At 63.0% G+C, this 23,641-nt stretch carries 22 protein-coding genes; 13 read left to right on the forward strand and 9 right to left on the reverse strand.

Annotated features, from left to right (window positions below; genetic code table 11):
- Positions 1-47: 47 nt before the first annotated feature.
- Positions 48-1,031 (reverse strand): TAXI family TRAP transporter solute-binding subunit, encoded by a 984-nt coding sequence (locus PZL22_RS05290; protein ID WP_003525700.1) that lies wholly within the window; start codon positions 1,029-1,031, stop codon positions 48-50.
- Positions 1,032-1,342: 311 nt separating this feature from the next.
- Between PZL22_RS05290 and PZL22_RS05295 the strand changes: the two genes are divergently transcribed.
- The 8 genes from PZL22_RS05295 (at position 1,343) to PZL22_RS05330 (ending at position 9,485) form a co-directional block, all read left to right on the forward strand.
- On the forward strand, positions 1,343-1,702 hold the full coding sequence (locus PZL22_RS05295) for a DUF2188 domain-containing protein (protein ID WP_003525701.1): 360 nt from the start codon (positions 1,343-1,345) through the stop codon (positions 1,700-1,702).
- A gap of 131 nt (positions 1,703-1,833) precedes the next feature.
- Positions 1,834-2,535, forward strand: a complete 702-nt coding sequence (locus PZL22_RS05300) for a transcriptional regulator NanR (RefSeq protein WP_003525702.1) — start codon at positions 1,834-1,836, stop codon at positions 2,533-2,535.
- A gap of 28 nt (positions 2,536-2,563) precedes the next feature.
- Positions 2,564-3,535 carry a sialic acid TRAP transporter substrate-binding protein SiaP gene (locus tag PZL22_RS05305; protein ID WP_003525703.1) on the forward strand — a complete coding sequence of 324 codons (972 nt, stop codon included), beginning with the start codon at positions 2,564-2,566 and terminating at the stop codon, positions 3,533-3,535.
- 55 nt (positions 3,536-3,590) lie between these two features.
- Positions 3,591-4,109, forward strand: a complete 519-nt coding sequence (locus tag PZL22_RS05310; protein WP_003525709.1) for a TRAP transporter small permease — start codon at positions 3,591-3,593, stop codon at positions 4,107-4,109.
- On the forward strand, positions 4,110-5,390 hold the full coding sequence (locus tag PZL22_RS05315; RefSeq protein WP_003525710.1) for a TRAP transporter large permease: 1,281 nt from the start codon (positions 4,110-4,112) through the stop codon (positions 5,388-5,390).
- A complete protein-coding gene (locus PZL22_RS05320) occupies positions 5,387-6,322 on the forward strand; it encodes a dihydrodipicolinate synthase family protein (protein WP_003525711.1) in 936 nt (311 codons plus the stop codon). Before PZL22_RS05315 ends, PZL22_RS05320 begins: the two co-directional genes overlap by 4 nt.
- A 13-nt stretch (positions 6,323-6,335) precedes the next feature.
- Positions 6,336-7,235, forward strand: a complete 900-nt coding sequence (locus PZL22_RS05325; RefSeq protein WP_003525712.1) for an N-acetylneuraminate lyase — start codon at positions 6,336-6,338, stop codon at positions 7,233-7,235.
- 336 nt (positions 7,236-7,571) lie between these two features.
- Complete coding sequence (locus PZL22_RS05330) at positions 7,572-9,485, forward strand: adenylate/guanylate cyclase domain-containing protein (protein WP_003525713.1); 1,914 nt, start codon at positions 7,572-7,574, stop codon at positions 9,483-9,485.
- On the opposite strand, the gene PZL22_RS05335 is transcribed toward PZL22_RS05330, so the two are convergent.
- Both PZL22_RS05335 and PZL22_RS05340 read right to left on the reverse strand, forming a co-directional pair.
- On the reverse strand, positions 9,482-10,615 hold the full coding sequence (locus tag PZL22_RS05335; protein ID WP_003525714.1) for a PQQ-dependent sugar dehydrogenase: 1,134 nt from the start codon (positions 10,613-10,615) through the stop codon (positions 9,482-9,484). The two genes, PZL22_RS05330 and PZL22_RS05335, sit on opposite strands and share 4 nt — an antisense overlap.
- 146 nt (positions 10,616-10,761) lie before the next feature.
- On the reverse strand, positions 10,762-10,923 hold the full coding sequence (locus PZL22_RS05340; protein WP_003525715.1) for a Thivi_2564 family membrane protein: 162 nt from the start codon (positions 10,921-10,923) through the stop codon (positions 10,762-10,764).
- A 199-nt stretch (positions 10,924-11,122) separates the two neighbouring features.
- Here PZL22_RS05340 and PZL22_RS05345 point away from each other — a divergent pair, with 199 nt between their 5' ends.
- The gene (locus PZL22_RS05345; RefSeq protein ID WP_003525717.1) at positions 11,123-11,350 is read left to right on the forward strand and encodes a hypothetical protein; all 228 of its coding nucleotides are present in this window, start codon (positions 11,123-11,125) and stop codon (positions 11,348-11,350) included.
- A 150-nt stretch (positions 11,351-11,500) separates the two neighbouring features.
- Here the strand turns inward: PZL22_RS05345 and dhaL (PZL22_RS05350) are convergent, their stop codons facing one another.
- From dhaL (PZL22_RS05350) to PZL22_RS05365, 4 genes are all read right to left on the reverse strand, one after another.
- Positions 11,501-12,145, reverse strand: a complete 645-nt coding sequence (gene dhaL / locus PZL22_RS05350) for a dihydroxyacetone kinase subunit DhaL (protein ID WP_003525718.1) — start codon at positions 12,143-12,145, stop codon at positions 11,501-11,503.
- A gap of 61 nt (positions 12,146-12,206) precedes the next feature.
- On the reverse strand, positions 12,207-14,294 hold the full coding sequence (locus tag PZL22_RS05355; protein WP_003525719.1) for a bifunctional sugar-binding transcriptional regulator/dihydroxyacetone kinase subunit DhaK: 2,088 nt from the start codon (positions 14,292-14,294) through the stop codon (positions 12,207-12,209).
- Positions 14,295-14,407: 113 nt separating this feature from the next.
- Positions 14,408-15,049 carry a dihydroxyacetone kinase subunit DhaL gene (gene dhaL / locus PZL22_RS05360; RefSeq protein ID WP_284718244.1) on the reverse strand — a complete coding sequence of 214 codons (642 nt, stop codon included), beginning with the start codon at positions 15,047-15,049 and terminating at the stop codon, positions 14,408-14,410.
- A 10-nt stretch (positions 15,050-15,059) separates the two neighbouring features.
- Entirely contained in the window at positions 15,060-16,052 is a 993-nt protein-coding gene (locus tag PZL22_RS05365) for a dihydroxyacetone kinase subunit DhaK (protein ID WP_284718245.1), read from the reverse strand.
- Between the two features lie 393 nt (positions 16,053-16,445).
- Here PZL22_RS05365 and PZL22_RS05370 point away from each other — a divergent pair, with 393 nt between their 5' ends.
- The 4 genes from PZL22_RS05370 (at position 16,446) to PZL22_RS05385 (ending at position 21,216) form a co-directional block, all read left to right on the forward strand.
- Positions 16,446-17,432, forward strand: coding sequence for an ABC transporter permease (locus PZL22_RS05370; RefSeq protein WP_003525722.1), 987 nt, complete (start codon positions 16,446-16,448; stop codon positions 17,430-17,432).
- 79 nt (positions 17,433-17,511) lie between these two features.
- Complete coding sequence (locus PZL22_RS05375) at positions 17,512-18,513, forward strand: substrate-binding domain-containing protein (protein ID WP_284718246.1); 1,002 nt, start codon at positions 17,512-17,514, stop codon at positions 18,511-18,513.
- Between the two features lie 89 nt (positions 18,514-18,602).
- Positions 18,603-20,183, forward strand: coding sequence for a sugar ABC transporter ATP-binding protein (locus PZL22_RS05380; protein WP_003525724.1), 1,581 nt, complete (start codon positions 18,603-18,605; stop codon positions 20,181-20,183).
- Position 20,184: 1 nt separating this feature from the next.
- Entirely contained in the window at positions 20,185-21,216 is a 1,032-nt protein-coding gene (locus tag PZL22_RS05385; protein WP_284718247.1) for an ABC transporter permease, read from the forward strand.
- 51 nt (positions 21,217-21,267) lie between these two features.
- On the opposite strand, the gene PZL22_RS05390 is transcribed toward PZL22_RS05385, so the two are convergent.
- Positions 21,268-22,485 carry a TIGR03862 family flavoprotein gene (locus tag PZL22_RS05390; RefSeq protein ID WP_284718248.1) on the reverse strand — a complete coding sequence of 406 codons (1,218 nt, stop codon included), beginning with the start codon at positions 22,483-22,485 and terminating at the stop codon, positions 21,268-21,270.
- 139 nt (positions 22,486-22,624) lie between these two features.
- Positions 22,625-23,620, reverse strand: coding sequence for a TRAP transporter substrate-binding protein (locus PZL22_RS05395; protein WP_003525727.1), 996 nt, complete (start codon positions 23,618-23,620; stop codon positions 22,625-22,627).
- Between the last annotated feature and the right edge of the window lie 21 nt (positions 23,621-23,641).

Raw genomic sequence — 23,641 nt, forward strand, 5'->3', positions numbered from 1 at the left:
CCGGCGAGCCGCCTTTCGGCCCGCCGGTAAACGTCAGAACGCGAAGCTTACTTCAACCAGCCCTTTTCCTTGTAGTATTTTTCCGCACCCGGATGCAGTGGTGCAGAGAGGCCGTCCTTGATCATCTTGGCGGGCTCGAGATTGGCGAAAGCCGGGTGCAGCGACTTGAACTCGTCGAAATTCTCGAAAACCGCTTTCGTCAACGCGTAGACGCTCTCTTCCGGAACATTGGCGGAGGTGACCAGTGTCGCCAGAACGCCGAAGGTTTCCGTGTCTTCCGGATTGTTGTTGTAGAGGCCGCCCGGAATGGTCGCCTTGGCGTAATAGGGATTGTCGGCGACCAGCTTGTCGACGACTTCGCCGGTGAGCGGCACCAGCTTCGCCGCGCAGGTCGTCGTCGGATCCTGAATATTGGCGGAGGGATGCCCCACGCCGTAGAAGAAGCCGTCGATCTTGCCGTCGCAAAGCGCCGGGCCATGCTCGTCCGCCTTGAGTTCGGATGCGAGCGAGAAGTCGGCGAGCGTCCAGCCCATGGCGCCGAGCAGGCGTTCCATGGAAGCGCGCGTTCCAGAACCCGGATTGCCGACATTGAAGCGCTTGCCCTTGAGGTCCTCGAACTTCGTTACGCCGGCATTTGGATGCGCCAGTACGGTGAACGGCTCCGGATGAATCGAGAAGACCGCCCTGAGGTCGGCATGTGCGCCGCCCTCCTTGAACGATTCCTCACCCTTCATGGCGTTGTACTGGACGTCGGACTGCGCCATGCCGAAGTCGAGCTCGCCCTCCTTGATCGTGTTCACGTTGAACGCCGATCCGCCGGTGGATTCGACCGAACAGCGGATGCCGTGCGTCTTGCGGTCCTTGTTCAGAAGCCGACAGATGGCGCCGCCCGCGGCATAGTAGACGCCGGTGACGCCGCCGGTGCCGATCGTCACGAATTTCTGCTGCGCCGCGGCGCTGCCCGAGAAAAACAGTGCTGCCGAAAGGGCGGCGATCTGCGCTCCGCGCAGGGTAATCCGTTCATGTTTCATCTATTTCTCCCATAGTGCTTCGCGTGCCACTGAGGCCGTCCCGAGATTTATGCCTGCAGCGCCACGCGTCCAGTCGGACGCGCAAAGGTCGCAGCGGCAGTTTGTATTACACGCAGAAGGGCACGTCCGCGCATGTTACGATCGTTGCGCTTTATCAAGCAAGGGGCATACTTTGCAAATCGGTCGGTCGGAATAACCGGCGATCGGAGCGGCCGGGTGCCTCGCCACGGTGGGGGCCTTCGCGGATGCCGATTATTGGGGAACCAAGAATGGGGGCCGGATGTTTTCCTCCTTCAAACGGGAGCATCGCCATGGCGACGATACGATATGAAATTGTGGAACACGATGGGGGCTGGGCCTACAAGGTCGACGACGTCTTCTCCGAGACCTTCCCCACCCATGACGATGCACTGGCCGCAGCCGAGATCGCGGCGCGCCATCATGAGCTTCCCGGCTCTACCGAGGCCATCGAGTTCCAGGATCCCGCCGGCCGTTGGCATGAGCAGGTCGCCTCCGGCTTCGATCGCCCGCATACCAGGGTCGTCGATACGCAGGATGCACGGGACGCGGCAGAACGCCCGGACAGCCCTGAGCCTCGACGTCCTTTGCAAACCGTCCTGGTTCTTGCCGGCCTCGGGCTCGCGATCGGATATTTTCTTCGTCGACATTAAGTCCAGTTGAGCACAGAGGCTCGACATGCGCCGTCCCGACGGCGGCGGCGAGCTGCCGTTGCGCGGCGAATGCGTTCCGGGCAGCCGACGTGCTCTTGACTCTCGTGGTATAACACCTTAACAATCACACCATGAGCACACTCGCCGTTCGCAAGAAGCTTTCCGACGAAGTCCGGTTGAAACTGGAGGAGATGATCCGCGACGAGATCTATCCTCTGGGGGCGACGCTTCCTTCCGAGCGAGACCTGATGGAATTGTTCGGGGTCGGGCGGCCCTCGATCCGCGAGGCGCTTTATGCGCTGGAGCGCATGGGGCTGGTGAAGGTCAGCACGGGCGAGCGTGCCAAAGTCACGCGGCCGACGCCGGATCACTTCCTGTCTTCGCTTGCAGGCGCCGCGCGCATGCTGCTCGGCCACCCCGAGGGTGTGGCCAATTTCGAGCAGGCGCGCCTGTTCCTGGAGGAGGGATGCGCGCGCCATCTCGCGGCCCATGCGACAGCAGAGCAGATCGAGGCGATCGACGCCGCGCTGGCGCGCAATGAGGCCGCTATCGGCAAGGCTCGCGCCTTTGCTGCCACCGATGTCGCCTTTCACCGCACGCTGACCCAGATGGTGTCGAATCCCATTTTCGTCGCGGTCCACGACGCGTTTGTGGACTGGCTGATCGGCCAAAGGCCTCTACCGACCAGGCCGGAGATTTCCAACAGGGAGAGTTTCGAGGAGCACGTGGTGATCGTGGAGGCCATCCGCGCCCGCGATCCGGAGCGTGCCGGACGGGTCATGCGCGAGCACCTGGAGAGTGCGGCGCGCAAATACAGGCAAACGAGCCCGTAGCATCGGGCCGATAATGGGAGGAGCAACAATGAAAACGGGACTGATTTCGATCGCGCTTGCGGGGCTGCTGATGGCGTCGCAAGCCATGGCTCAAGAGGCGCGCACATTGCGCCTGGGGATGCAGGGTACGGCCGGGGACCCGCAATTCGAGGGCGTCACCGAGGCCGCGCGCATCATCAAGGAAAAATCGGGCGGCCGGCTGACGCTGGAAATCTTCCCGAATTCTCAGCTCGGTACATTCACCGAGATGATGGAGCAGGTGACGCTCGGTGAGCTGGACTTCACGCTGAATCCGTTCGGCGGTATGGACGCCTGGGTTCCGCGGGCCGTGTTGGCGAGCACCGCCTATGTCGTCGGCGACTTCGATCACCTTCAGAAGATCATCGCCTCCGACTGGGGTAAGGGGATCGTCGACGAGATGCGGACCGAGCACAAGTGGCGCATGGTCGACTCCTGGTACTTCGGGACGCGGCACACGACGGCAAAGAAACCGATCGAAAAGCCTGCCGATTTCGCGGGCATGAAGCTGCGCGTCCCGAACTCCGCGCCGCTTCTTACATGGGCGAAGGCGATGGGCGCGAGCCCCACGCCGGTCGCATTCGCCGAGGTCTATCTTGCACTCCAGACCAATCAGGTGGACGGCCAGGAAAACCCGCTACCCATCATCGACTCGATGAAGTTCACCGAGGTGCAGTCCCATGTCTCCTTGACCGGTCATCTGGTGCAGGACCAGGTCATCCTCATGTCGGAAGACACGTGGAATGCGCTCGAGCCCGCCGACCAGAAGGTCGTGATGGAGGCATTCGAGGCGGGTGGCGCGCTCAACGACAAGCTCGTCAGCGACAAGGAAGCGAACCTCGTCAGCGATTTTCGCGAGCGCGGCATCACTGTGGTCGAACCCGACAAGGCAGCGTTCCAGGAAGCGATGAAGCCCGTCTATGCCGATCTCGATGCAAAATTCGGTGCCGACACGGTGAAGACGCTGCTCGATCTCCGTTAACCACCCGCGGGCGCGGCCATAGGTGGCCGCACCCTCCATTCCGGGGAGTTCAGCAATGGCCAATCCAAGCCGCTGGCGAAGCTTTGCCCACATCGAAGAGACACTGGCCGCGATACTGCTGGTCTTCGCCTTCGTCGTGATCGCACTGCAGATCGTCACCCGTTTCGTCTTCCATGATCCGATGTTCTGGACAGAGGAGGCTGCGCGTTATGCCTTCGTCTGGCTGGTGGCGCTTGGCGCCGCGGAGGGCGTAACCTCACGGACGCACATCACCATGGATATCGTGCCACGGATGCTCCCGGAGCGGGCGCAGCTCTTTCTGCGGCTCGTTCTGGACGTCCTGGTGCTCACCGCGCTGCTCGTTCTCGTTTACTACGGTTTCTTCGGGGCCATGCGCGCCCACAAGGTGATGTCGATCGCGATCGGCGTGCCGGAGTCGTGGCTTTACGGCGCCTTGCCCGTATTCGGCCTGTTGGCGGCTGTCCGGATCATGCTTGTCATGGCGCGGGATGTCCGGCTGCTTTTCGGCGCCCGCAGCCCGTCGGTCGATGCCCCTTTCGAAAGGTATCTCTAGATGGCGACGCTCTTCGGGGGATGGTTTGCCCTTCTGATCGCCGGCATGCCGGTTGGATTCACGCTGATCGTGGCTGCGCTCGCCTACATGCTCTGGCAGGGGACGGGCCTGAACTTTGCCGGCCAGCGCATGATCGCCGGCCTCAACAGCTTTCCGCTGCTTGCGGTCCCCTTTTTCATCCTCACCGCACAATTGATGAATCTCTCGGGCGTGACCGAGCGCATTTTCGACTTCGCCAAGGCGCTTGTCGGCCATATCAGGGGCGGGCTCGGCCATGTGAACATCATGGCGAGCGTGCTGTTTTCCGGCATGTCCGGCTCAGCCGTCGCCGATGCCGCCGGCCTTGGTCAGCTTGAGATCAAGGCCATGCGCGACGCCGGCTATGACGAGCAGTTTTCCGGTTCGATCACCGCCGCATCGGCAATCATAGGCCCGCTCATCCCGCCTTCCATTCCCCTCGTTGTCTATGGCGTGATCGCCAATACCTCGATCGGAGGCCTTTTCCTCGGCGGGATCGTACCGGGACTTCTTTGCGCGGCCTCGCTCATGATCATGGTCTACGTGATCGCCTGGCGCCGCAACTATGCGACCGCGCAGCGCGCCGGCTTTCGCCGGGTGTGGTCCACCTTCTGGCACGCGCTGCTTCCGCTCATCACGCCCTTCATCATCATCGGCGGCATCTTTGCGGGGGTGTTCTCGCCGACCGAGGCTGCGGTGGTCGCGGCCAGCTATGCGCTGTTCCTCGGTGTCGTCGTCTACCGTGAAATCACCTTCGCCAAACTCGTGACCGTACTGCGCGAGACTGTCAGCCATACGGCCGCCGTCGGCCTTCTCATCATGGGCGTGTCGCTATTCGGCTATGTGATCGCGCGAGAGCAGGTACCCCAGCACGTCGCCACGTTCTTTCTCACATATGCGGACGACCCGCTGACATTCCTGATCCTCGTCAATCTCATGCTGCTTGCGCTCGGGACCTTTATCGAGGCCCTGGCAATCCTGCTGCTCATCGTACCGGTGCTGGTCCCGACCGCGCTCCAATTCGGTGTGGATCCCGTCCACTTCGGCGTCATGGTCGTGTTCAACCTGATGATCGGCATTTTGACGCCGCCCATGGGCGTGGCGCTCTTCGTCGTGTCCAAGGTCGCCGACATCCCCTTCGGCGTGCTCGCACGCGGTATCCTGCCTCTTCTCATTCCGCTCGTCGTCGTCCTGGTGCTGATCACCATCTTTCCGGCGCTCGTCACCTTCATCCCCGACCAGATGCTCGGAGCCGCCCGATGAGCCTGCAAGCCAGGCCGCCCGAAGGCATCTGGGGAGCAGTGCTCCTGCCGGTGGACCGACGAGGGGAAATCGAATGGTCCGCTTTGGACGAGCAGCTTTCCGCGCTTCTCGAAAGCGGAATTCAGGGCGTCTACACCAACGGCACCGCGGGCGAATTCCACAGCCAGACGGAGCGTGAATTCGACCGGCTGAGCCAGTTGGTCTCCGAGTTTTGCCATTCCGTCGCCCTGCCGTTCCAGATCGGCGTGTCGCATTCGAATGCGCGTGTCGCGCGCGAACGCCTGGCCCGCGTCGCCTCTCTGCGACCTGATGCCGTTCAGATCACCCTGCCGGACTGGTGGGCGCCGAGCTATGACGAGGCGGAGGTCTTCCTCGCCGGTATGGCGGCAACTGCGCCCGACACTCCGCTGATCCTCTATAACCCGCCTCATGCCAAGCGCCGGCTGAACCTTGACGAGATCGCAAGGCTAAAGGCCCGTCTCCCTATGCTCATCGGCGCCAAACTGCCGGGCGGCGACGAAGTCTGGTACGGGGAGCTTCGTCGCAAGCTGCCGGATCTCGCCGTCTTCATTCCCGGACATTTCATGGCGAGCGGCTGCCTCGGGGGCGGCCGCGGCTCCTATTCCAATGTCGCCTGCCTGAGCCCCGCCGGGGCCGGCAGGTGGTGGCATCAGCTTCGGGAGGATCCGGCAGGCGCTCTTGCCTTCGAGGCCCGCATCGTCGGCTTCATGAACGAGCATGTCCTGCCGCTTGCCGTGCGCCATGGCCTGTCCAACGCCGCGCTCGACAAGGCGATGGCTGCTGCCGGCCGCTGGTGCCCAATCGGGCCGGAATTGCTCTGGCCCTATAGGTCCGCCCCCGGTGAAGCGGTGATCGAGCTTGGCACCGCTGCCCGCCGCCAACTGCCCGAGCTTTTTTCCACGAGCCAGTGAAAGCGATCATAAGATGAAACTCGAAGGGATCTATTCGGCCCTCCTTACCCCGTTCTCCGAAGACGAAAGCATTGACCGGCAGGCCATCGGGGCGCTCGTCGATTTCCAGGTCCGTCTCGGCATCGATGGGGTCTATGTCGGCGGCAGCTCGGGCGAAGCGATGTTGCAGTCGCTCGACGAGCGCGCGGACTACCTCTCCGACGTTGCGGCCGCAGCGTCCGGCCGCCTGACGCTGATCGCTCATGTCGGCACGATCGCGACGAGAGATGCGCTCAGGCTTTCGCAGCATGCGGCCAAATCGGGTTACCAGGCGATCTCGGCGATCCCGCCCTTCTACTACGATTTCTCCCGGCCCGAAGTCATGGCGCATTATCGGGAGCTCGCCGATGCTTCGGCCCTGCCTCTCATCGTCTATAACTTCCCCGCCCGCACCAGCGGCTTCACCTTGCCCGAACTGGTCGAGCTTCTCTCGCATCCCAACATCATCGGCATCAAGCATACGTCGAGCGACATGTTCCAGCTCGAACGCATCCGTCATGCAGTACCCGACGCCATCGTATACAACGGTTATGATGAAATGTGCCTGGCTGGTTTCGCGATGGGCGCACAGGGTGCGATAGGCACGACATATAATTTCATGGGCGATCTGTTCGTCGCGCTCAGGGACTGCGCAGCGGCCGGGCGGATCGAGGAGGCCCGGCGGCTGCAGGCCATGGCGAACCGCGTGATCCAGGTGCTGATCAAGGTCGGCGTCATGCCGGGGTCCAAGGCGCTGCTCGGCATCATGGGCCTTCCCGGAGGCCCCTCCAGACGCCCCTTCCGGAAGGTCGAAGAGGCGGATCTCGCAGCCCTTCGCGAAGCCGTAGCGCCGGTCCTCGCGTGGCGCGAGAGCACTTCCAGAAAAAGCATGTAACGGTTTTCCGTCCGGAAGTGCGCCATTTCAAGAGGTTAGAGCGTTGAGTGTCTTGATGAAACACTAAAGCGCTCTAACTCCGCGCGGGTACCCGACTGCAATGGAATTGTCGCCACCCAAAGGCCGCAATCATGTGCAGTGTATGAGCGACCGTTCGCGTCCTTCTTCGTAGCCATACCTCCTTACGCCAAGCACCCGGTTCCTTGTCAACGGCGAGTTGGAACGCACGCGTCGCCGCAGCATGCACTCCGCAGGCGATGCGGCGGACACGGAGTTTTGAGTGGACGGGTGGGATTGGTCCAATAAAGATGCGCGTGAAGACTGTCGAGGCTCGTGATGGAACGTAAACTCGCAGCAATCGTCGCTGGCGACATCGTCGGCTATACCCGTCTGATGTCCGAGGATGAATCCTCGACCTATGCCGCCCTGCGGGCGACTTTCAGCGGACTGATCATACCTTCGGTCGAGAAGCACGGCGGCCGCACCTTCAAGACGACAGGGGACGGTTTTCTCGCGACGTTTCCGAGCGTCAACGAGGCGCTCGATGCCGCGATCGAAATCCAGAACGGATTTTCCGAGCAGCCCTTCGACATGCGCCTCGGCATCAACCTCGGCGACGTCATAGAAGCCGACGGCGACATGTTCGGCGACGGCGTGAACGTCGCGTCGCGGCTCGAAGCCATGGCCGAGCCGGGCGGCATTTTCGTGAGCGAGGCGGTGGTCCGCAGCGCCGACCGGAACCGCAGCAAGCTCTTCTACAGCATCGGCCGGAGGCAGGCGAAGAACATTCCCGAGCCGTTCGCCGTCTACGCGGTGCGGCTCGATGCGGACGAAAAGAACCGTCGCGGCTGGCTTGGGCGGATCGCTCGTGGCCGGCGCGCGGCCTTGCCCTACGCCATCGGGGCCGCGGCACTCGTCCTCGCCGCTGCCGCAACGCAGGCGCCGGAGGTAAGAGCCGTCGGCGCCGACCTGGCCGGCAGCCTCGCGCGCCTGGCGGGCGGCGAACTCGCCGATGCAAGGCCGACGGTTGCGGTGCTGCCCTTCGACAATATGAGCGGCGACGCCGAGCAGAGCTATTTCGCCGACGGGCTTACCGAGGATATAATCGCCAATCTGGCGCGAAACCCCGAGCTTCAGGTGATTGCCCGCAATTCGACCTTCGCCCTGCGCGGCCAGGCAGAAGACATCCGCCTCATCGGCGAAAGGCTGGGTGCCGGCTATGTGGTCGAAGGCAGTGCCCGGCGCGCCGGGGACCAGCTTCGCGTGGTGGCGCAGCTGATCGATGCGCGCAGCGGTGCGCATCTCTGGTCGCGCAGTTACGACCGCCGGGTCGAGGACATATTTGCCGTCCAGACCGAGCTGACGGCCGAAATCGTCTCGCATCTGGTTTCCTATGTGCGCGAGTCGGAGGTCTCGAATGCGGCGGAACGACCGACCGAAAACCTCCAGGCCTACGACCTCGTCCTCCAGGCGCGTGACCGCTACAAGCACGGCTCGAAGGATGCGGAGGCACTGATCGCTGCCCGTACGCTGCTTCATCGTGCCCTCGAGCTCGACCCCGGTTACGCCGCGGCGCGCGCGAATCTGGGGATGACCTATATCGTCGACTTCGTGCAGAACCTCAGCGGCAGGGCGACGACGACCGATGCGGAAACCGGCCTCAGCGAGGCACGCCAGGCTGTCCGCCTCGATCCGAACCTCGCTGCCGGCTACCAGGTCCTCAGCTTCGGCCTTTCGGCAACCGGCGACTATCCCGGCGCCATGCAGGCGGCGCAAAGGGCCGTCGAACTCAATCCGAACGACCCGGACAGCCTGATGTCGCTGGCAAAGGCGCAGGTCCGGTTCGGCAGCTATGAGGAGGCAGTGCAAAACGCCGAGCGGGCGCGCCGGCTGCATCCCATGGCACCGGAATATTATACCTATGTCTACGGGCAGGCGCTCTATGCTGCCGGTCGTCTCGATGAGGCGGACGAGGTCTTGCGGGAATGCCTGATCCGCGCCCCGCAGGAGGCGGATTGCCTGCTGATACGGACGGCGGTTCTGAGCCAGCGGGGAGACGTTGAGGGAGCGCAGCGCACAATGGCGCGGCTGACCGAGGTGGACCCCGAATTTTCGCTCGCAAGTGAGCGCTCCATGCGCCGCTTCGGCGACTCCGCGCTTATGGAGCAATTCCTTTCTCAGCTCGCCGAGGCAAATGCCCCTGACGTAACGAGCGGTTTCCTTCACCCGCGCACGCAATCACGGACCTAGTTGGCGGGCCTCAAGCGCAGAATCCTGCCGGATGCGGCGTCGATCAGCGCGAGCACCGAGCCATCGGAGGCCTGGAGGAGATCGCGAACCCGTGCCTCGAGCGAAAGAACTTCCTCGCCGGTCACCTTCTGGCCGTCCGTCTGCACTCTGACGATACCGCCTGCCGACAGGCCGCCGATCAAAAGGTCGCCCCGCCAGTCCGCAAACAGGTCGCCCGTATAGAATATCATTCCCGAGGGTGAGATCACGGGCGTCCAGCTATGGATGGAGCCTGCGAATTCGGGCCGGCTCGGCGGGTCGGGAATTCGTTCGCCCGAATAATGCCTGCCCCAGCTCACCACGGGCCAGCCATAGTTTTTGCCGGCCTCGGGTATGTTCAACTCGTCTCCCCCCATCGGTCCCATCTCTGCCGTCCAAAGCACGTCGGTTTCCGGATGGATGGCGGCGCTCTGAACGTTGCGGTGGCCGTAGGACCAAATCTCGTCGGCGCCCTCGCGGCCGACGAAGGGGTTGTCGCCCGGTATGGAGCCATCGGGATTGACGCGGACGATCGTGCCGAGATGGTTGGCTGGATTCTGGGCCTCCTGCATGTCGAAGCGTTCGCCGAGCGTGATGAAAAGTTTGCCGTCCGGCGCGAAGGCCAACCTCGAGCCGAAATGATTCTCGCCTGAAGCCGCCGGCTCCTGCCGGAAGATTATCTTGAAATCCGAAAGTGCGGTGGCGTCGTCGTTCAGCCGGCCACGGCCGACCGAGGTGGCCGCACCGCCTTCGCGTTCCTCGGCAAAGGACAGATAGACAGTCCTGTTCGTAGCGAAATCCGAATCGAGTGCAACATCGAGGAGCCCACCCTGGCCTTGGGCGAAGACATCCGGGACCCCTTCGATCGGTTCGCCGACAGCTCCCTCGGCCGACACGGTGCGCAGCCTGCCGGGGCGCTCCGTCACCAGCATGTCGCCATCCGGCAGAAGGGCAGCGCCCCAGGGATGCTCGAGGCCGCCCGCGAGGACTTCGACGCTGACGGGCCCGCTTTCGGTGTCGAGCATACGCGGCGATTCCTGCGCAATCGCGGTCTCGTGCCGCGCAACGGCCACCGCCGCCGCTAATGCCAGGAAAACAGCTGCTCGCATCATGGCCGCCTCCGTTCGTTGCACGAACCAGACTGTTCACTCGGCCCCTAATGGGGAAGCCGGGCCAAGGTTCCCGGCAGATACGCAAGGCCGGGTTCACATCTTTGCCGCCACCAGGGAAGTACAGGGGGCCGCCGCACGTGCGGAGATCAGAACACGGCAAGATACCGCAGCAGCGACAGGATGCCGATAATGATGACGATGGCCTGGACGATTTGCTTGGTGCGCCCGTCGAGGGGAAGGCGGTTGACGAGATAAAGAACCAGAATGACGACGAGAAAGGTGATCAGGATGCTGATCAGTAACGACATGTTGTCTGCCCCATTCGTTGAAAGATGCAGTCTTCTATTTCAACTATGGGAGGCAGAGCAAAAGGCAAGTGGTGGAGGGCGTTGGCGATCGCGTAACTCTCTTCACTGAAGAATGATGGGGGGTCTGGATTCGCGCCGTATCCGCACCGATATTAAGTCATCATCAACAAAGCCACTTTGATTAGAGGGTCAAAGGAAAATGTCGGTGCGCTTCTCGGATCTCGCCATTGACGACGACGAAATCTTGATGTTGCGACGTGTTCACGTTTATGCCTGCTCTTCCAGGGAGTTGGAGCCGGAAAGTGAACACGGTGCGGAATTGGGAAAGATGCTGTTCCACCTTTATAGGCAGGGCGTGAGGAGCGAACTCGCGCTGATGCAGATGTTGACGACGGGTGAGGCCCCGCCGGCACCGGAAGCGGGTTAGTTAGAGCACTTCCCGGTAAACCGTGTGATGAAACGCTCTAGATCACGATGTTTTAGGTCGGGTCGACCTAAAAACATGAACGTGATCGATTCCAAGAATTGAGACGCGGGATGCGAGCGGAAAACCGCACACACTTTTCCTCATCCCGCTCTAGCCGTCGCGCAGGGTTTGGGCCATAGCACGAATGATCAGGACGGCCGAGGCTGCGCCGGGATCCATGTGGCCGAGCGAGCGCTCTCCGACCCGGGCCGCACGGCCTTTCGTCGCCACCATGGAACGCGTCGCGCTGGCGCCGTTCTCGGCGGCTGCGGTCACATCCGACCAGAATGCGGCGGCGGATTTGCCGGCTGCGACCGCCTGCGCCGCTGCGTCGGCGGCGGGAAGCCAGACGTCGAGCATCGTCTTGTCGCCGCGCTGCCCTTTGCCGCGCTCGCCTATGCCGGAGGCAACCGCCTGGATGAGGAGGGAGCAAGCCTCGAGGTCCAGTGTATCGCGTTCTTTCAGGGCCTGGGCCGCACGGCGGAAGGCGGTGGCGTAAAGCGGTCCCGTCGAAGCTCCGACGGCATTCAGGAAGGAGCTTGCCGCCGCCGTCAGGACACCGCTGAGCCCGGCGCTGCCTGCATCCGTCCTCGCCAGTTCGCCGGTCACGGCAGAAAAGCCGATCGCCATGGTGATCCCGTGATCGGCGTCGCCGATCGCGCCGTCAAGTTCGGACAGATGGTCCCTCTCCGCCTCGATGACGCTGGAGATCGCCTCGAACATTTCGATTAAGCGGCGCACCGCGCTTTCCGGCATCATTTTCCTCCCGCGGTCTTTGAGTGGATCCGCAGCCACCCGCCAGGGCTTTCGCCCAGTTCTAGTTGACCTTCAGAAAGGCCGTTTCGCAAGGATGATGAAGCAGATCGGACAGCTCCTGATCAAGATGGAGTATGGTGATCGAAGCGCCGGCCATGTCCAGCGAGGTGCAATAATGTCCGATCCAGTTCGCTTCGATCAGAATGTCCTTTGCCGCCAGTCGCTGTTGGACCCGCCGGAACAGGATATAGAGCTCCATCAGGGGCGTCGCTCCGAAGGAATTGACGAGCACGGCGACGCGCTCGCCGGGTGCCGTCCTCATCTCCTTGAAGATGCGGTCCATGATGCTGTCGGTAATCTCGTCCGCCGATCGGATGCGCTCGCGCGTCACGCCCGGTTCGCCGTGGATGCCCATGCCGACCTCCATGTCGTCCGGGCCGATCTCGAAATTGTGCCGGCGCGTCTGCGGCATCGAGCCGGGTTCGAGCGCGACGCCCACCGTATAGGTGCGCAGGTTCGCCTTGCGCGTGACGGCTTCGCACGCTTCCAGCGACAGGCCGCGATCGCAGGCCGCGCCCGCGATCTTGAAGATGAAGAAATTGCCGGCAACGCCGCGCCGGCCCTCGCGGTCTTCGACCGGCGAGGAGGCGACGTCGTCGGTCGTTAGGACAGTTTTTACCTTGATGCCCTTTTCTTCGGCGATTTCAGCCGCCATCTCGAAGTTCATCACGTCGCCGGCATAGTTGCCGTAGACGAAGAGCACGCCTTCGCCTCCGGACGCGGCCTCGGCGCATTGCACGATCGGATCGGGCGGCGGCGAGGAAAAGATGTTGCCGACGGCGACCGCATCGGCGAGGCCCTTGCCGACATAACCGAGGAAGCACGGCTCGTGCCCCGTACCCCCGCCGATGACCAAGCCGACTTTTCCGGGCCTGGGGCCGTTGCGCGCGACGAGCGCCCGGTGCGATCCGTTGATCGGCTGCAGATATTTCTCATGCGCCCTGACGACTCCGTCGAGCATCTCTTCGACGACTTCGTTCGGGTTGTTGAGGAATTTCTTGACGTGGGTGCGATAGGAGCTCGGTGTCTGGACAAGCTTCGGCCGGTGCGAAAGCTTGGCGTCGAGTGCCGTGACGCCGTCGGCCCGCAAGATACCGTGACCGGTCGCCGCGTCCGTGATGAGCACGTTGACATAGCCGCCGCGTAACGCCGCGAGCAGGGCCGGAACCTTGTCGAAGCCGCCGGCGACCGCAATGCGCGTGCCTATCTTGCGGAGCAGGTCCAGCGAGATTCCGACTGTGCGATCGTCGAGCGGGCCGGCGACCGGACGGCCGCGTTCATCGATGAAACGGCCCGCAACGACGCCGACGGCGCCGGCTGCCAGATAGTCCTGCAGCGAGACCGATTCGAAGAAACCGCTGGTATGAATGGTGGAATTCGGCCGAAGCGAGGAGATGCCGAAAAGCACCCGGTTTGCCCTCGCCAGTGTCGCGAACTGCTCCTGAACCAGAGGTTCATCCAGAAGCATATGCAGGAGCTCGGGCGATTTGACCACGGCCGGCGCGGTGATGTTGACGCAGCGGGCCGAAATTGCACGCGCGACCGCCGAGGCACAAAGCTCCGGCGTATAGGCAAAAGAGGCCGTGGTGCCGCCGGTCGCCTGAACCACCGTCATGTCCTGAAGGGAAGCGATCCCGGCGTGCTCGCCGACCGAAAGCACGGTGCGGCCCCAGGCAACGGCGAGCGTATCGCCGGATTTCAGGAGTTTTGGAAGCGCCTGCGCCGCGGCCGCTCCGAGGCGATCGATCAACGAACCTGCATTGTCGTCGCTCGGGACCACGAGACAGTCGGTCAGGCCGAAATGCCGCTTCAATTCCTGGGCGATGGTGAGCGATGCCAGCCGCGCCGGCTCGATCGAAATGTTGACGATGCCTTTTTCGCGGGCATCGGCGAGATAGCTGTTTACCGTCGCCCGCGACACACCCATGGCCTCGGCGATCTCGCCCTGCGTCATGCCGTCTTCGTAATAAAGCCAGCAAGCCCAGACATAGGGGTCGTCACCGTAGCGCAAGGGGATCGCGTCCGAAGCATCGATCGTACCGCTTCGATTGGCGGCGCCCTTGCGTGCCGAAGGTGTCTTGGTCGCCATGCAGTCCTGTACTTCTTCTGTTTTCGGACCGCGAGGATGGAAGCAACGCCGTGCTTTTGCAATGGGGGCCGGGTGCCGCTACCCCCTTTGCGCGCAATCGCGAGACTGCGGCTTCAGGTGAGCCGGGCGCGAGCCCCGTGCGACAACTCCCTGAGGATGATCGCGCAGGAGGTGGCGCCGGCGTCCAACACGCCGAGCGAGCGTTCGCCGAGGCGGCTCGCCCGGCCGATCTTCGCAACCAGGTCGCGCGTCGAATCGCGGCCGGCCTCCGCCGCCGATACGAGTGCGTCGAGCGCATCGGCGAAGGGCTTGCCGCTGGCAGTCGCCGCATCGAAGGCGTCGACCGCAGGCACCAAGGTGTCGAGCAGCGTCTTGTCGCCCACCTTGGCGGAGCCGATCGACCGGATGCCTTCGAGCCCCGCATGAAGCATGCGGCTATAGGCGGCGGCGTCGATTGCATCGGCGTCCTCGATCTTTTCGGCGAATTCGGTGAACATCACGCCGTAGAGCGGCCCCATCGAGCCGCCGATCTCCGTCATCAGCACGGTGCCGAGCGTATCGAGCGCCACTGCGAGCGAGGCGTCTTTGCCCTTCAGGCGTTCTGCGGCAAGGCCAAAGCCCTTGGCCATGTTCACCCCGTGATCGCCATCGCCGATCTTGCCGTCGATCTCGCTCAGATAGGCGCGGTTTTCGATGATCCGGTCGGCAAGCGTGAGGACGATGTCGCCGGCTTTTGCATTATCAAACGTCTGCATGTCCATTTCCTCAGAGAACGGCGGTGCAGCGGACCTCGACATCGAGGAGCGCCTTGAGTTCGTCGTCGAGCGCCATGACCGTGAGCGTCGCTCCGACCATTTCAAGCGAAGTGAAGTAGTTACCGACGAAGGTGCGGTAGATCTTGAGGCTCCGGGCGGTGATCTCGCGCTCGATCGTGTCGTTCAGGATGTAGAGTTCGTTGAGCGGCGTTGCGCCGAGACCGGAGACGAGCACAGCCACTTCCGTGCCCTCCGGCAGGTCGTGATCGTCCAGCACGATCTTGCACATGTCGACCGCGACCTCTTCGGCGGTCTTCAGCGCTTCGACGCGCACGCCGGGCTCACCGTGATGGCCGATGCCGACTTCCATCGTGCCCGGCTCGATCCGGAAGTTCGGATGCCCGACCGCGGGGAGGGTGCAGGGGCCGAGCCCGACCCCGATCGAGCGGCAATTGTCGATCGCCTTCTGGGCAACCGCACGGACCTCTTCGAGGTTCGCGCCGGCGGCCGCCTTGGCCCCGCCGATCTTCCACATGAAGATTTCTCCGGCGACGCCGCGCCGCTTCTCGCGCTCTTCGGGCGGCGCGGAGCAGACGTCGTCATTGGCCACGACCGTCGCGACTTCGATCCCTGCCTTGGCCGCGAGCTTCACCGCCATCTTCACGTTCATGTTGTCGCCGGCATAGTTGCCGTAGAGGCAGACGACGCCCTTGCCGCCGTTCGCTTCGTGCATCGCGTCGTGAAAGCTCTTGGCCGTCGGCGAGGAGAAGAGTTCGCCGACGGCGACCGCGTCCAGCATGTTGCGGCCGGTGTAGCCGATGAAGGCAGGTTCATGGCCGGAGCCGCCGCCGGTCACGACGCCCACCTTGCCGGCAACCGGCGCGCCCCTGGCGACGATGACGCGCGGATTTTCGCCGAGGCGAACGATGTCGGCATGCGCCTTGACGAAACCCTTGACGGTATCCTCGACGACTTCGTCGGGATTGTTGATGAAACGCTGCATGGCAGTCCTCTTTTGTCCGTCGCTGGCGATATGGCCCAGCGCAACACTACGTTGAATCTAACATCGTCTGCCGGAGCAGACCGGGGTCTGCCGGCGCAGTTCGGATGCCAGGCCGGCTGGAAAATCTTGATGGAGAACACCTCCCTGGCGAACAGCCGGATCATGCCGTACTGCGAATTTCCTACATAATTCAAACATGGCTCGACAAATGTCAACATTCACGTTAGATTGCCGAAAACTTGAGAAGGATGGAAGCGGATGGTGTCGCAATTTCTTCTTCTTATCAAAGACTTGACGTTATCCTCCTGTCGTCGCTCCGGCGATCGGCTTGGGGCGGCGGGAAGTCGGCGGGGCGTGAGACACCCCTGAAATGCGGTGTGGGAGAAGGCTGAAATGAAAAGCGTGTTTGCCGACCGGCAATTCAACTTTCTTGTGGCAACCAATGTTCTCGTGGTAGCGCTCGCCGTGGTGTTCGCCGGAGACACCTTTCTCAGCCTCTACAATTTTCAGTCAATGTCCGCTCAGGTTCCGGAGCTTGCGCTGCTGGCTCTCGGCGTCATGCTCGCCATGATCGCCGGAGGCGGCGGCATCGATCTTTCCGGCATCGCTCTCGCCAATCTTGCCGGGGTAGGTTCCTACCTGCTGGTGCGCGATTGGGTTTCGGCCGATGAAGCGCCACTCGCTTTCTCGTGGCTGTTCGCGGTGGTCGCGCTGATCATCGGTCTCGCCGGCGGTTTGCTGAACGGTGCCTTGATCGCATTCGCCGGCCTTACGCCGATCATCGCCACGCTCGGCACGCAGCTATTTTTCACAGGTCTCGCCGTCGCTTTCACCAACGGTTCAGCGATCACCCTCGGCTACGTCGAGCCCCTCGACAATTTCGGCAACACCCCGGTACTCGGTGTGCCGATGTGCTTCACGCTCTTCGTCGCCATCGCGGTCCTGATCGGGGTCGTGCTCCGCTTCACGCCATTCGGTTTCAAGCTCTACCTGATGGGCAGCAATGCCAAGGCCGCCCGTTATGCCGGCATTCCGCAGCGCCGGATGCTTCTTCTGACCTATACCGTCTGCGGAGTGCTTGCTTCGATCGCTGGAATCATCATCGCCGCCCGCACCTCCAGCGTGAAATGGGACTATGGCAGCTCCTACGTTCTCATCGCCATTCTGATCGTCGTGATGGCGGGTGTACGGCCTGACGGTGGATATGGACGCACGGTCTGCGTCGTCCTCTCCGCGACGGCGCTTCAGATGCTGTCCAGCCTGTTCAATTTCCTCGATATCTCGAATTTCTTCCGCGACTGCGCCTGGGGACTGCTTCTGATCGTGTTCCTGGCAACGTCGCGCGTCGATCTCCGCGCATTTCTTTCGCCGCGACGCTGATCCCGAGGTCCCTAAACGGCGCAATGCCCCCCGCCGTCGATTTCTGGTCGGGCAAACAACAAGTGATGAGGAGACACTCATGTCTGTCTACAAGAAGATTGCCGCCTGCACGGTCGCCTTGGGCGCGCTTTGCGCTGCCCAGCTTGCGGTCGCACAGGACGCCCCCTCCGTCGTGACCGTCGTCAAGGTGACCGGTGAGAATTGGTTCACGCGCATGGAGGAAGGTGTCGTTGCCTATGGCAAGGACAACCCAGCTGTTTCGACGAGCCAGATCGGACCGGCCAAGGCCGACGCGGCCCAACAGCTTCGCCTCATCGAAGACCTCGTCGCGAAGAACGTTAACGCAATCGCCGTCGTGCCGATGGACCCTTCCGCTCTCGAAGGCGTCTTCAAGCGGGCGATGAACCGCGGCATCAAGATCATCACGCACGAAGCCGATAGCCTGAAGAACACGCAGGTCGATATCGAAGCCTTCGATAACAAGGTCTTTGGCGCGCGCTTCAACGAGAAGCTCGCCGACTGCATGGGCAAATCCGGCAAGTGGACCTCATTCGTGGGATCCCTGGGCAGCCTCACGCACGTGCAGTGGGCCGACGGGGGTGCGGAGAACGCCAAGAAATATCCGGAAATGGAACTCGTTTCGGAGAAAAACGAGTCCTTCAACGACGCCAACAAAGCCTACGAAAAGGCACGCGAAATCCTTCGCAAGTATCCCGACATCAAGGGCTTCCAGGGCGGTTCGGCCATTGACGTGATCGGAATCGGCCGCGCGGTCGAGGAAGCCGGCCTCGTCGGCAAGGTTTGCGTCGTCGGCCTCGGTCTGCCGAAGGACACGGCCAAGTATCTCGAATCGGGTGCCGTACAGAGCATCTCCTTCTGGGACCCGAAGGATGCCGGCTACGTCATGAACAAGGTTGCCCAGCTCGTGATCGAAGGCAAGGAAATCACGGACGGTATGGATCTCGGGGTGCCGGGTTACAACAAGGTGTCCGTGAAGAAGGGCCCTGGCGACGGCATCATCGTCGTCGGCGAAGCCTGGGTCGACGTCGATGAGTCCAACTACAGCCAGTACCCGTTCTGATCACGCATCGAACGGATCCGCGGCTGCAGCCGCATCCGCCGGCAGGGATGGCCCTGCCGGCGAACAGACCGCAACTCCGGACCATGCCAATGCAGTCGACTATCATTGCCGAGAAGAAGATGCCCTCCGCAAAGGCGCGGAGCGATGCGACGCCCTTCCTGGAAGTTCGCGACCTGGAGAAGCGCTTCGGCGGCGTTCGCGCGCTCAAGGGGGTGAGCTTCACGATCGAGCGCGGCCGTACCTATCATCTCATGGGCGAGAACGGATGCGGCAAGAGCACGCTCATCAAGATCATTTCCGGCGCCCAGCCGGCAGATGGCGGTGAGCTTGCGATCAACGGTAAAAAGGTCGAGGGGCTGACGCCGATCGGCGCCTTGGCAGCCGGCATCGAGACGGTTTATCAGGACCTGTCGCTTCTTCCCAATCTGAGCGTCGAGGAGAACGTCGCGCTGACGCAGCAGCTGGTTGCCTCGAACGGCAGCCTCGCGCGGCGTCTCGACCTCAAGGGCCTGCGGGAGACGGCCGTCCGTGCCCTGAAGGACGTCGGACTGCCGACGGAACCCGCTTTTCTGTCGACCCCCGTCGAAGAACTCCCCATCGCAACGCGCCAGCTCATCGCCATTGCTCGCGCGATCGCGTCCGATGCCGGTCTGGTCATCATGGATGAGCCGACGACCGCATTGACGCGGCGCGAAGTGGACAACCTCATTCGCGTCGTACACGGCCTGCACGCCAAGGGCGTGTCTGTCCTCTTCGTCACGCACAAGCTCGACGAATGCAAGGCGATCGGCGGGCAGGCGATCATCATGCGCGACGGCCTGAAGGTTGCCGAATGCGACGTCGCCACCCAGTCGAAGACCGAACTCGGCTTCTGGATGACGGGCAAGAAACTCGACGACACGCGTTATCGCGTGGATTCGCATGGTGACGAGACGCTGCTCTCGGTGGAGCGGCTCGGAGGTGCCGGCTTCGACGATGTCAGCTTCACGGTTTCCAAGGGCGAGATATTCGGAATTACGGGACTTCTCGATTCCGGGCGGAACGAGCTTGCGCTTTCGCTGGCCGGCGTGGAACCGGCGCGGCGGGGCTCGGTCCTGCTCGCAGGTAGGCGGGTGGATCTGTCGTCGCCCGCCTCGGCGATCGAGGCCGGCATCGGCTATGTTCCGGAGGACCGCCTGTCCGAAGGGCTTTTCCTTGGGAAATCCATCCGCGAGAATATCGTCATGGCGGTCCTCGACCGACTGCGGGGGGCTCTCGGCCTGCTCGACAGCCGCCGGGCGAAGGCTCTGGCACAGAAAACGGTCGACGATCTGCAGGTGGCGACTCCGGATATCGACAATCCCGTCATGTCCCTTTCGGGCGGCAACCAGCAGAGGGTCCTGATCGGCCGCTGGCTGACGATCGAGCCGAGCCTGCTCATCCTGCACGGCCCGACCGTCGGCGTCGACGTCGGATCGAAGGACACGATATTCCGCATCATTCAGCGCCTTGCAGGAGACGGCATGAGCGTCGTCATCATCAGCGACGACCTGCCCGAGATTCTACAGAACTGCGATCGCGTGATGGTGATGCGCAAAGGCCGGGTCGCCGATATCTTTCCGGCCGAAGGGCTTGAGGAGGACGCAATCTACAAGTCGATGATGGCCGAAGACGGCCAGGGAGTTCAATAACATGGCCGATGTCGCAGCGACCCCCGTCAGCGGGAGCGAGGAAGTGCCCGCAGCAATCCGGACCATGCGCTGGTTTATCCGCCACCCTCCGGCCGTTACCTTCCTTCTCGTCGTGATCGTCTGCATCGTCGTGGGCACGATCAATCCCGACTTCTGGCAGGTTTCCAACCTGTTCGACATGGCACGCTCCACCGTCGTGCGCGGCCTCTTCGCGCTTGGCGTTCTCGTCGTGCTGGCATCTGGCGGGCTCGACGTATCGTTCACGGCCATTGCTGCGCTGGTGATGTACGTCATCACCATGCTGGTCACGAATTATGCGCCGGATCTGTCCATCTGGCCTATCCTTGGCATCGCAGCCGCCGGCGGCGCGATCCTCGGCATCTGCAACGGCTTGCTGGTCCACGCATTGCAGGCGCCCTCACTGATCGTGACGATCGGCACGCAATACGCGATCCGCGGGTTTCTGCTGACGTTCATCGGAACGGCCCTGTTCATGAACATCCCCGAATCCATGGACGCTTTCGGGAAGCTCGCGCTTTTCCGGTATGAGGGGGCGAATGGTGCAGTCTCGACTTTGCCCGCCTATTTCCTCGTTCTGGTCGTCGCCGCACTCGCCACCTGGTACATCCTCAAGCGTACCCTTATCGGTCGGGCCATCTATGCGGTGGGTGGAAACGCCAGCATCGCCTCGCGTCTCGGATACAACCTGCGCACCGTCCACGTGTTCGTCTTCTCCTATGCCGGTCTGCTCGCCGGGATCGCGGGTATCATGCACGTGTCGAGCAATCGGCTCGCCAACCCTTTCGATCTGGCGGGGTCGGAGCTGGACGTCATCGCTGCGGTCGTCCTCGGTGGCGCGCGCGTCACCGGAGGGTCGGGTACGGTGCTCGGAACACTTCTCGGGGTGCTGCTGATCACGCTCGTCAACAATGTGCTGATCCTCGTCGGCATCCCAAGCACGCTGCAACTCGCAATCATCGGGCTCTTCATTGTCGCCGCCGGTGCCATGTTCTCGATCAGGCCGAAAAGCTGAGCGCTGACGGATGTGAGGACGTGCTGACAAAACCGTCTGTGATTCACAACGTTACCGCAGACTATCGGCGAGCCATGCCTCGACGCCACGCGCCGCAGCGCGGCCCATGGCGAGGCATGCGGTGAGGAGATAGCCGCCTGTCGGCGCCTCCCAATCGAGCATTTCTCCGGCGGCGAAGAGGCCGGGGAGCGCCTTCAGCATGTAGCGGTCATCGATGGCGTCCAGGCGGATGCCGCCGGCCGATGAGATCGCTTCGGCGATCGGCCGTGTTGCGAGCACCGGAACGGGCAAGGCCTTGATCTCAGCAGCGAGTTGCTCCGGAGCGGCTCTGGCCGCCGCCGGCGAGAGTTCCCGCAGCAATGCCGCCTTGACCGGATCAAGCCCTGCGCCCTTTCGCAAGCGGTTGGAGAAACTCGCCTTGCGGTCCTGCCGCCCGAGATCCCGCGCGAGCCTCTCGGCCGTGCGGCCGGGCGTAAGGTCGAGCAGGAGCGCCGCCTTGCCATCTCGGTCCAGCCGGCCGCGCAGGCTTGCCGCATGGGCGTAGACGAGGCTGCCTTCGATGCCGTGGCGGCTCACCACGAATTCGCCCGGTACCGTACCCGCATAGGATGTTGCGGTGACGCCTTTCAGCGGGAAGCCGGCAAAACGCTCGCGGAAAATCTCGCTCCAGGCGACGTCGAAACCGCAATTAGCGGGGCGGAAATCGCTGAAAGAGACGCCTCGCGCCCGCAGCAACGGCACCCAGGCGGCGTCGGAGCCGAGCCGTGGCCAGCTTGCGCCGCCAAGCGCCAGGAGAGCCGCATCGCAACGGACGACCGTCTTCCCTTCCGGCGTATCGAATATGTAGCCGTTCTCCGCAAGACCCGACCAGCGATGGCGGGTAATAAGCCGGACGCCCTGAGCCTCCAGCCGGCGGAGCCAGGCGCGCAATAGCGGCGAGGCCTTCATAGCCCTAGGAAACACGCGGCCGGAAGAGCCGACGAAGGTTTCCGCACCCAGTCCGGCTGCCCAGACGCGCACGTCCCGAGGGGTAAAGGCATCGAGGGCCGGGCGCAGCCTTGCCGAAGCATCGCCGAAGCGCGTCGCGAAGTCCTGGTAGTCTTCGGAATGGGTTATGTTCAGGCCGGATTTTCCCGCGAGCAGGAATTTGCGCGCGGCTGTTGGCATAGCCTCGTAGACGGTCACCGCATGGTCCGAGCGCGACAAGACTTCCGCGGCCATCAGACCGGCGGGGCCGCCGCCGATAATTGCGATTTCTTTTCTTTCCATCTGTGGACCACCGAGGAGCTCCTCAGGCTCTCTTGGCCTGCGGCGCGCCGGGGCGCAAGCAGATTGAGGCGATTTGCGGCGCCGATGTCCGCAAACCGGATGGGGAAGGCGGCGAGGCCGCGTTCCCCATCCAGGAGCGTCAGAGCGTTGCGCCGACCTTGCGAAGCTCGGCGAGAACCGGTGCCTTCGGCAGCCAGATCTTGTCGTATTCGGCGATGATCCGTCCGGCGTCGGCGACGGTGACATCCTTGATCGGAATGCCTGCGCGGGCAAACTTTTCGAGGAGGGCCGGTTCGTTGGCGACGGTTGCGTCGATCTGCTCGTCGAGCGCTGCCTTGGTGAGGCGGGCGATGATCTCCCGGTCGGCTTCGGGAAGGGTCTGCCATACGCGGCCGGAAGCCAGCGCCACGCAGGGCATGAAGATGGCGTTCATCTTCAGCATGGTCTTGGACACCTTGTCGAAGCGCTGGTTCCAGGAGAAGTCGAGGTCCGCCTCCAGACCGTCCACTTGGCCGTTCGACATGGCGTCGAAAACCGCCGGCGTCGGGATCGGCGTCGGCGCTGCGCCGAGGAGCTGGTAGAAATCGCGATAGGCGGGCGTCGTATTGATGCGCAGCTTCATGCCGTTGATGTCGTCGAGCCCGGCGATCTCCTTGGCCGAGAAGACGACGCGCATGGTGGTGATGCCCCAGGCAAGGCCGACCGTTCCGGTCTCGGCCGGAAGAACGTCGAGGAGCTTCATGGCGACCGGTTCGCGCACGAGCTTGGCGACCTTGGCGGTGGAATCGACGACCCAGGGCGCGTTGATCGCGGCAACGGCGGGAATGCGCGAGCCGAGTTCGGCGGTCATGATCCAGCCGAGATCGAGCGCGCCGCTCTGCATCTGCTGCAGCATCGCCGCCTCGTTGCCGAGCTGGCCGGCCGGAAAGACCGAGATCGACAGGCGGCCGTTCGTCTCGGCCTTGAGGGCTTCGCCCACCTTGAGTGCGGCATTGTTCCAGGGGTGTCCCGGCGGCGTGACGATGCCGAGGCGCAGGGTGCGCGTTTCCTGCGCGCGCACGAGCGACGGCGTGGCGAGCGAGAGGGCTGCGCCGGCGGCAACGCCGCCAAGGAAGGTTCTGCGGGAGAATGTCATGGAAGATCCTCTGGCTGGTTC

This window comes from Ensifer meliloti, assembly GCF_030064585.1.
Lineage (GTDB): Bacteria > Pseudomonadota > Alphaproteobacteria > Rhizobiales > Rhizobiaceae > Sinorhizobium > Sinorhizobium meliloti.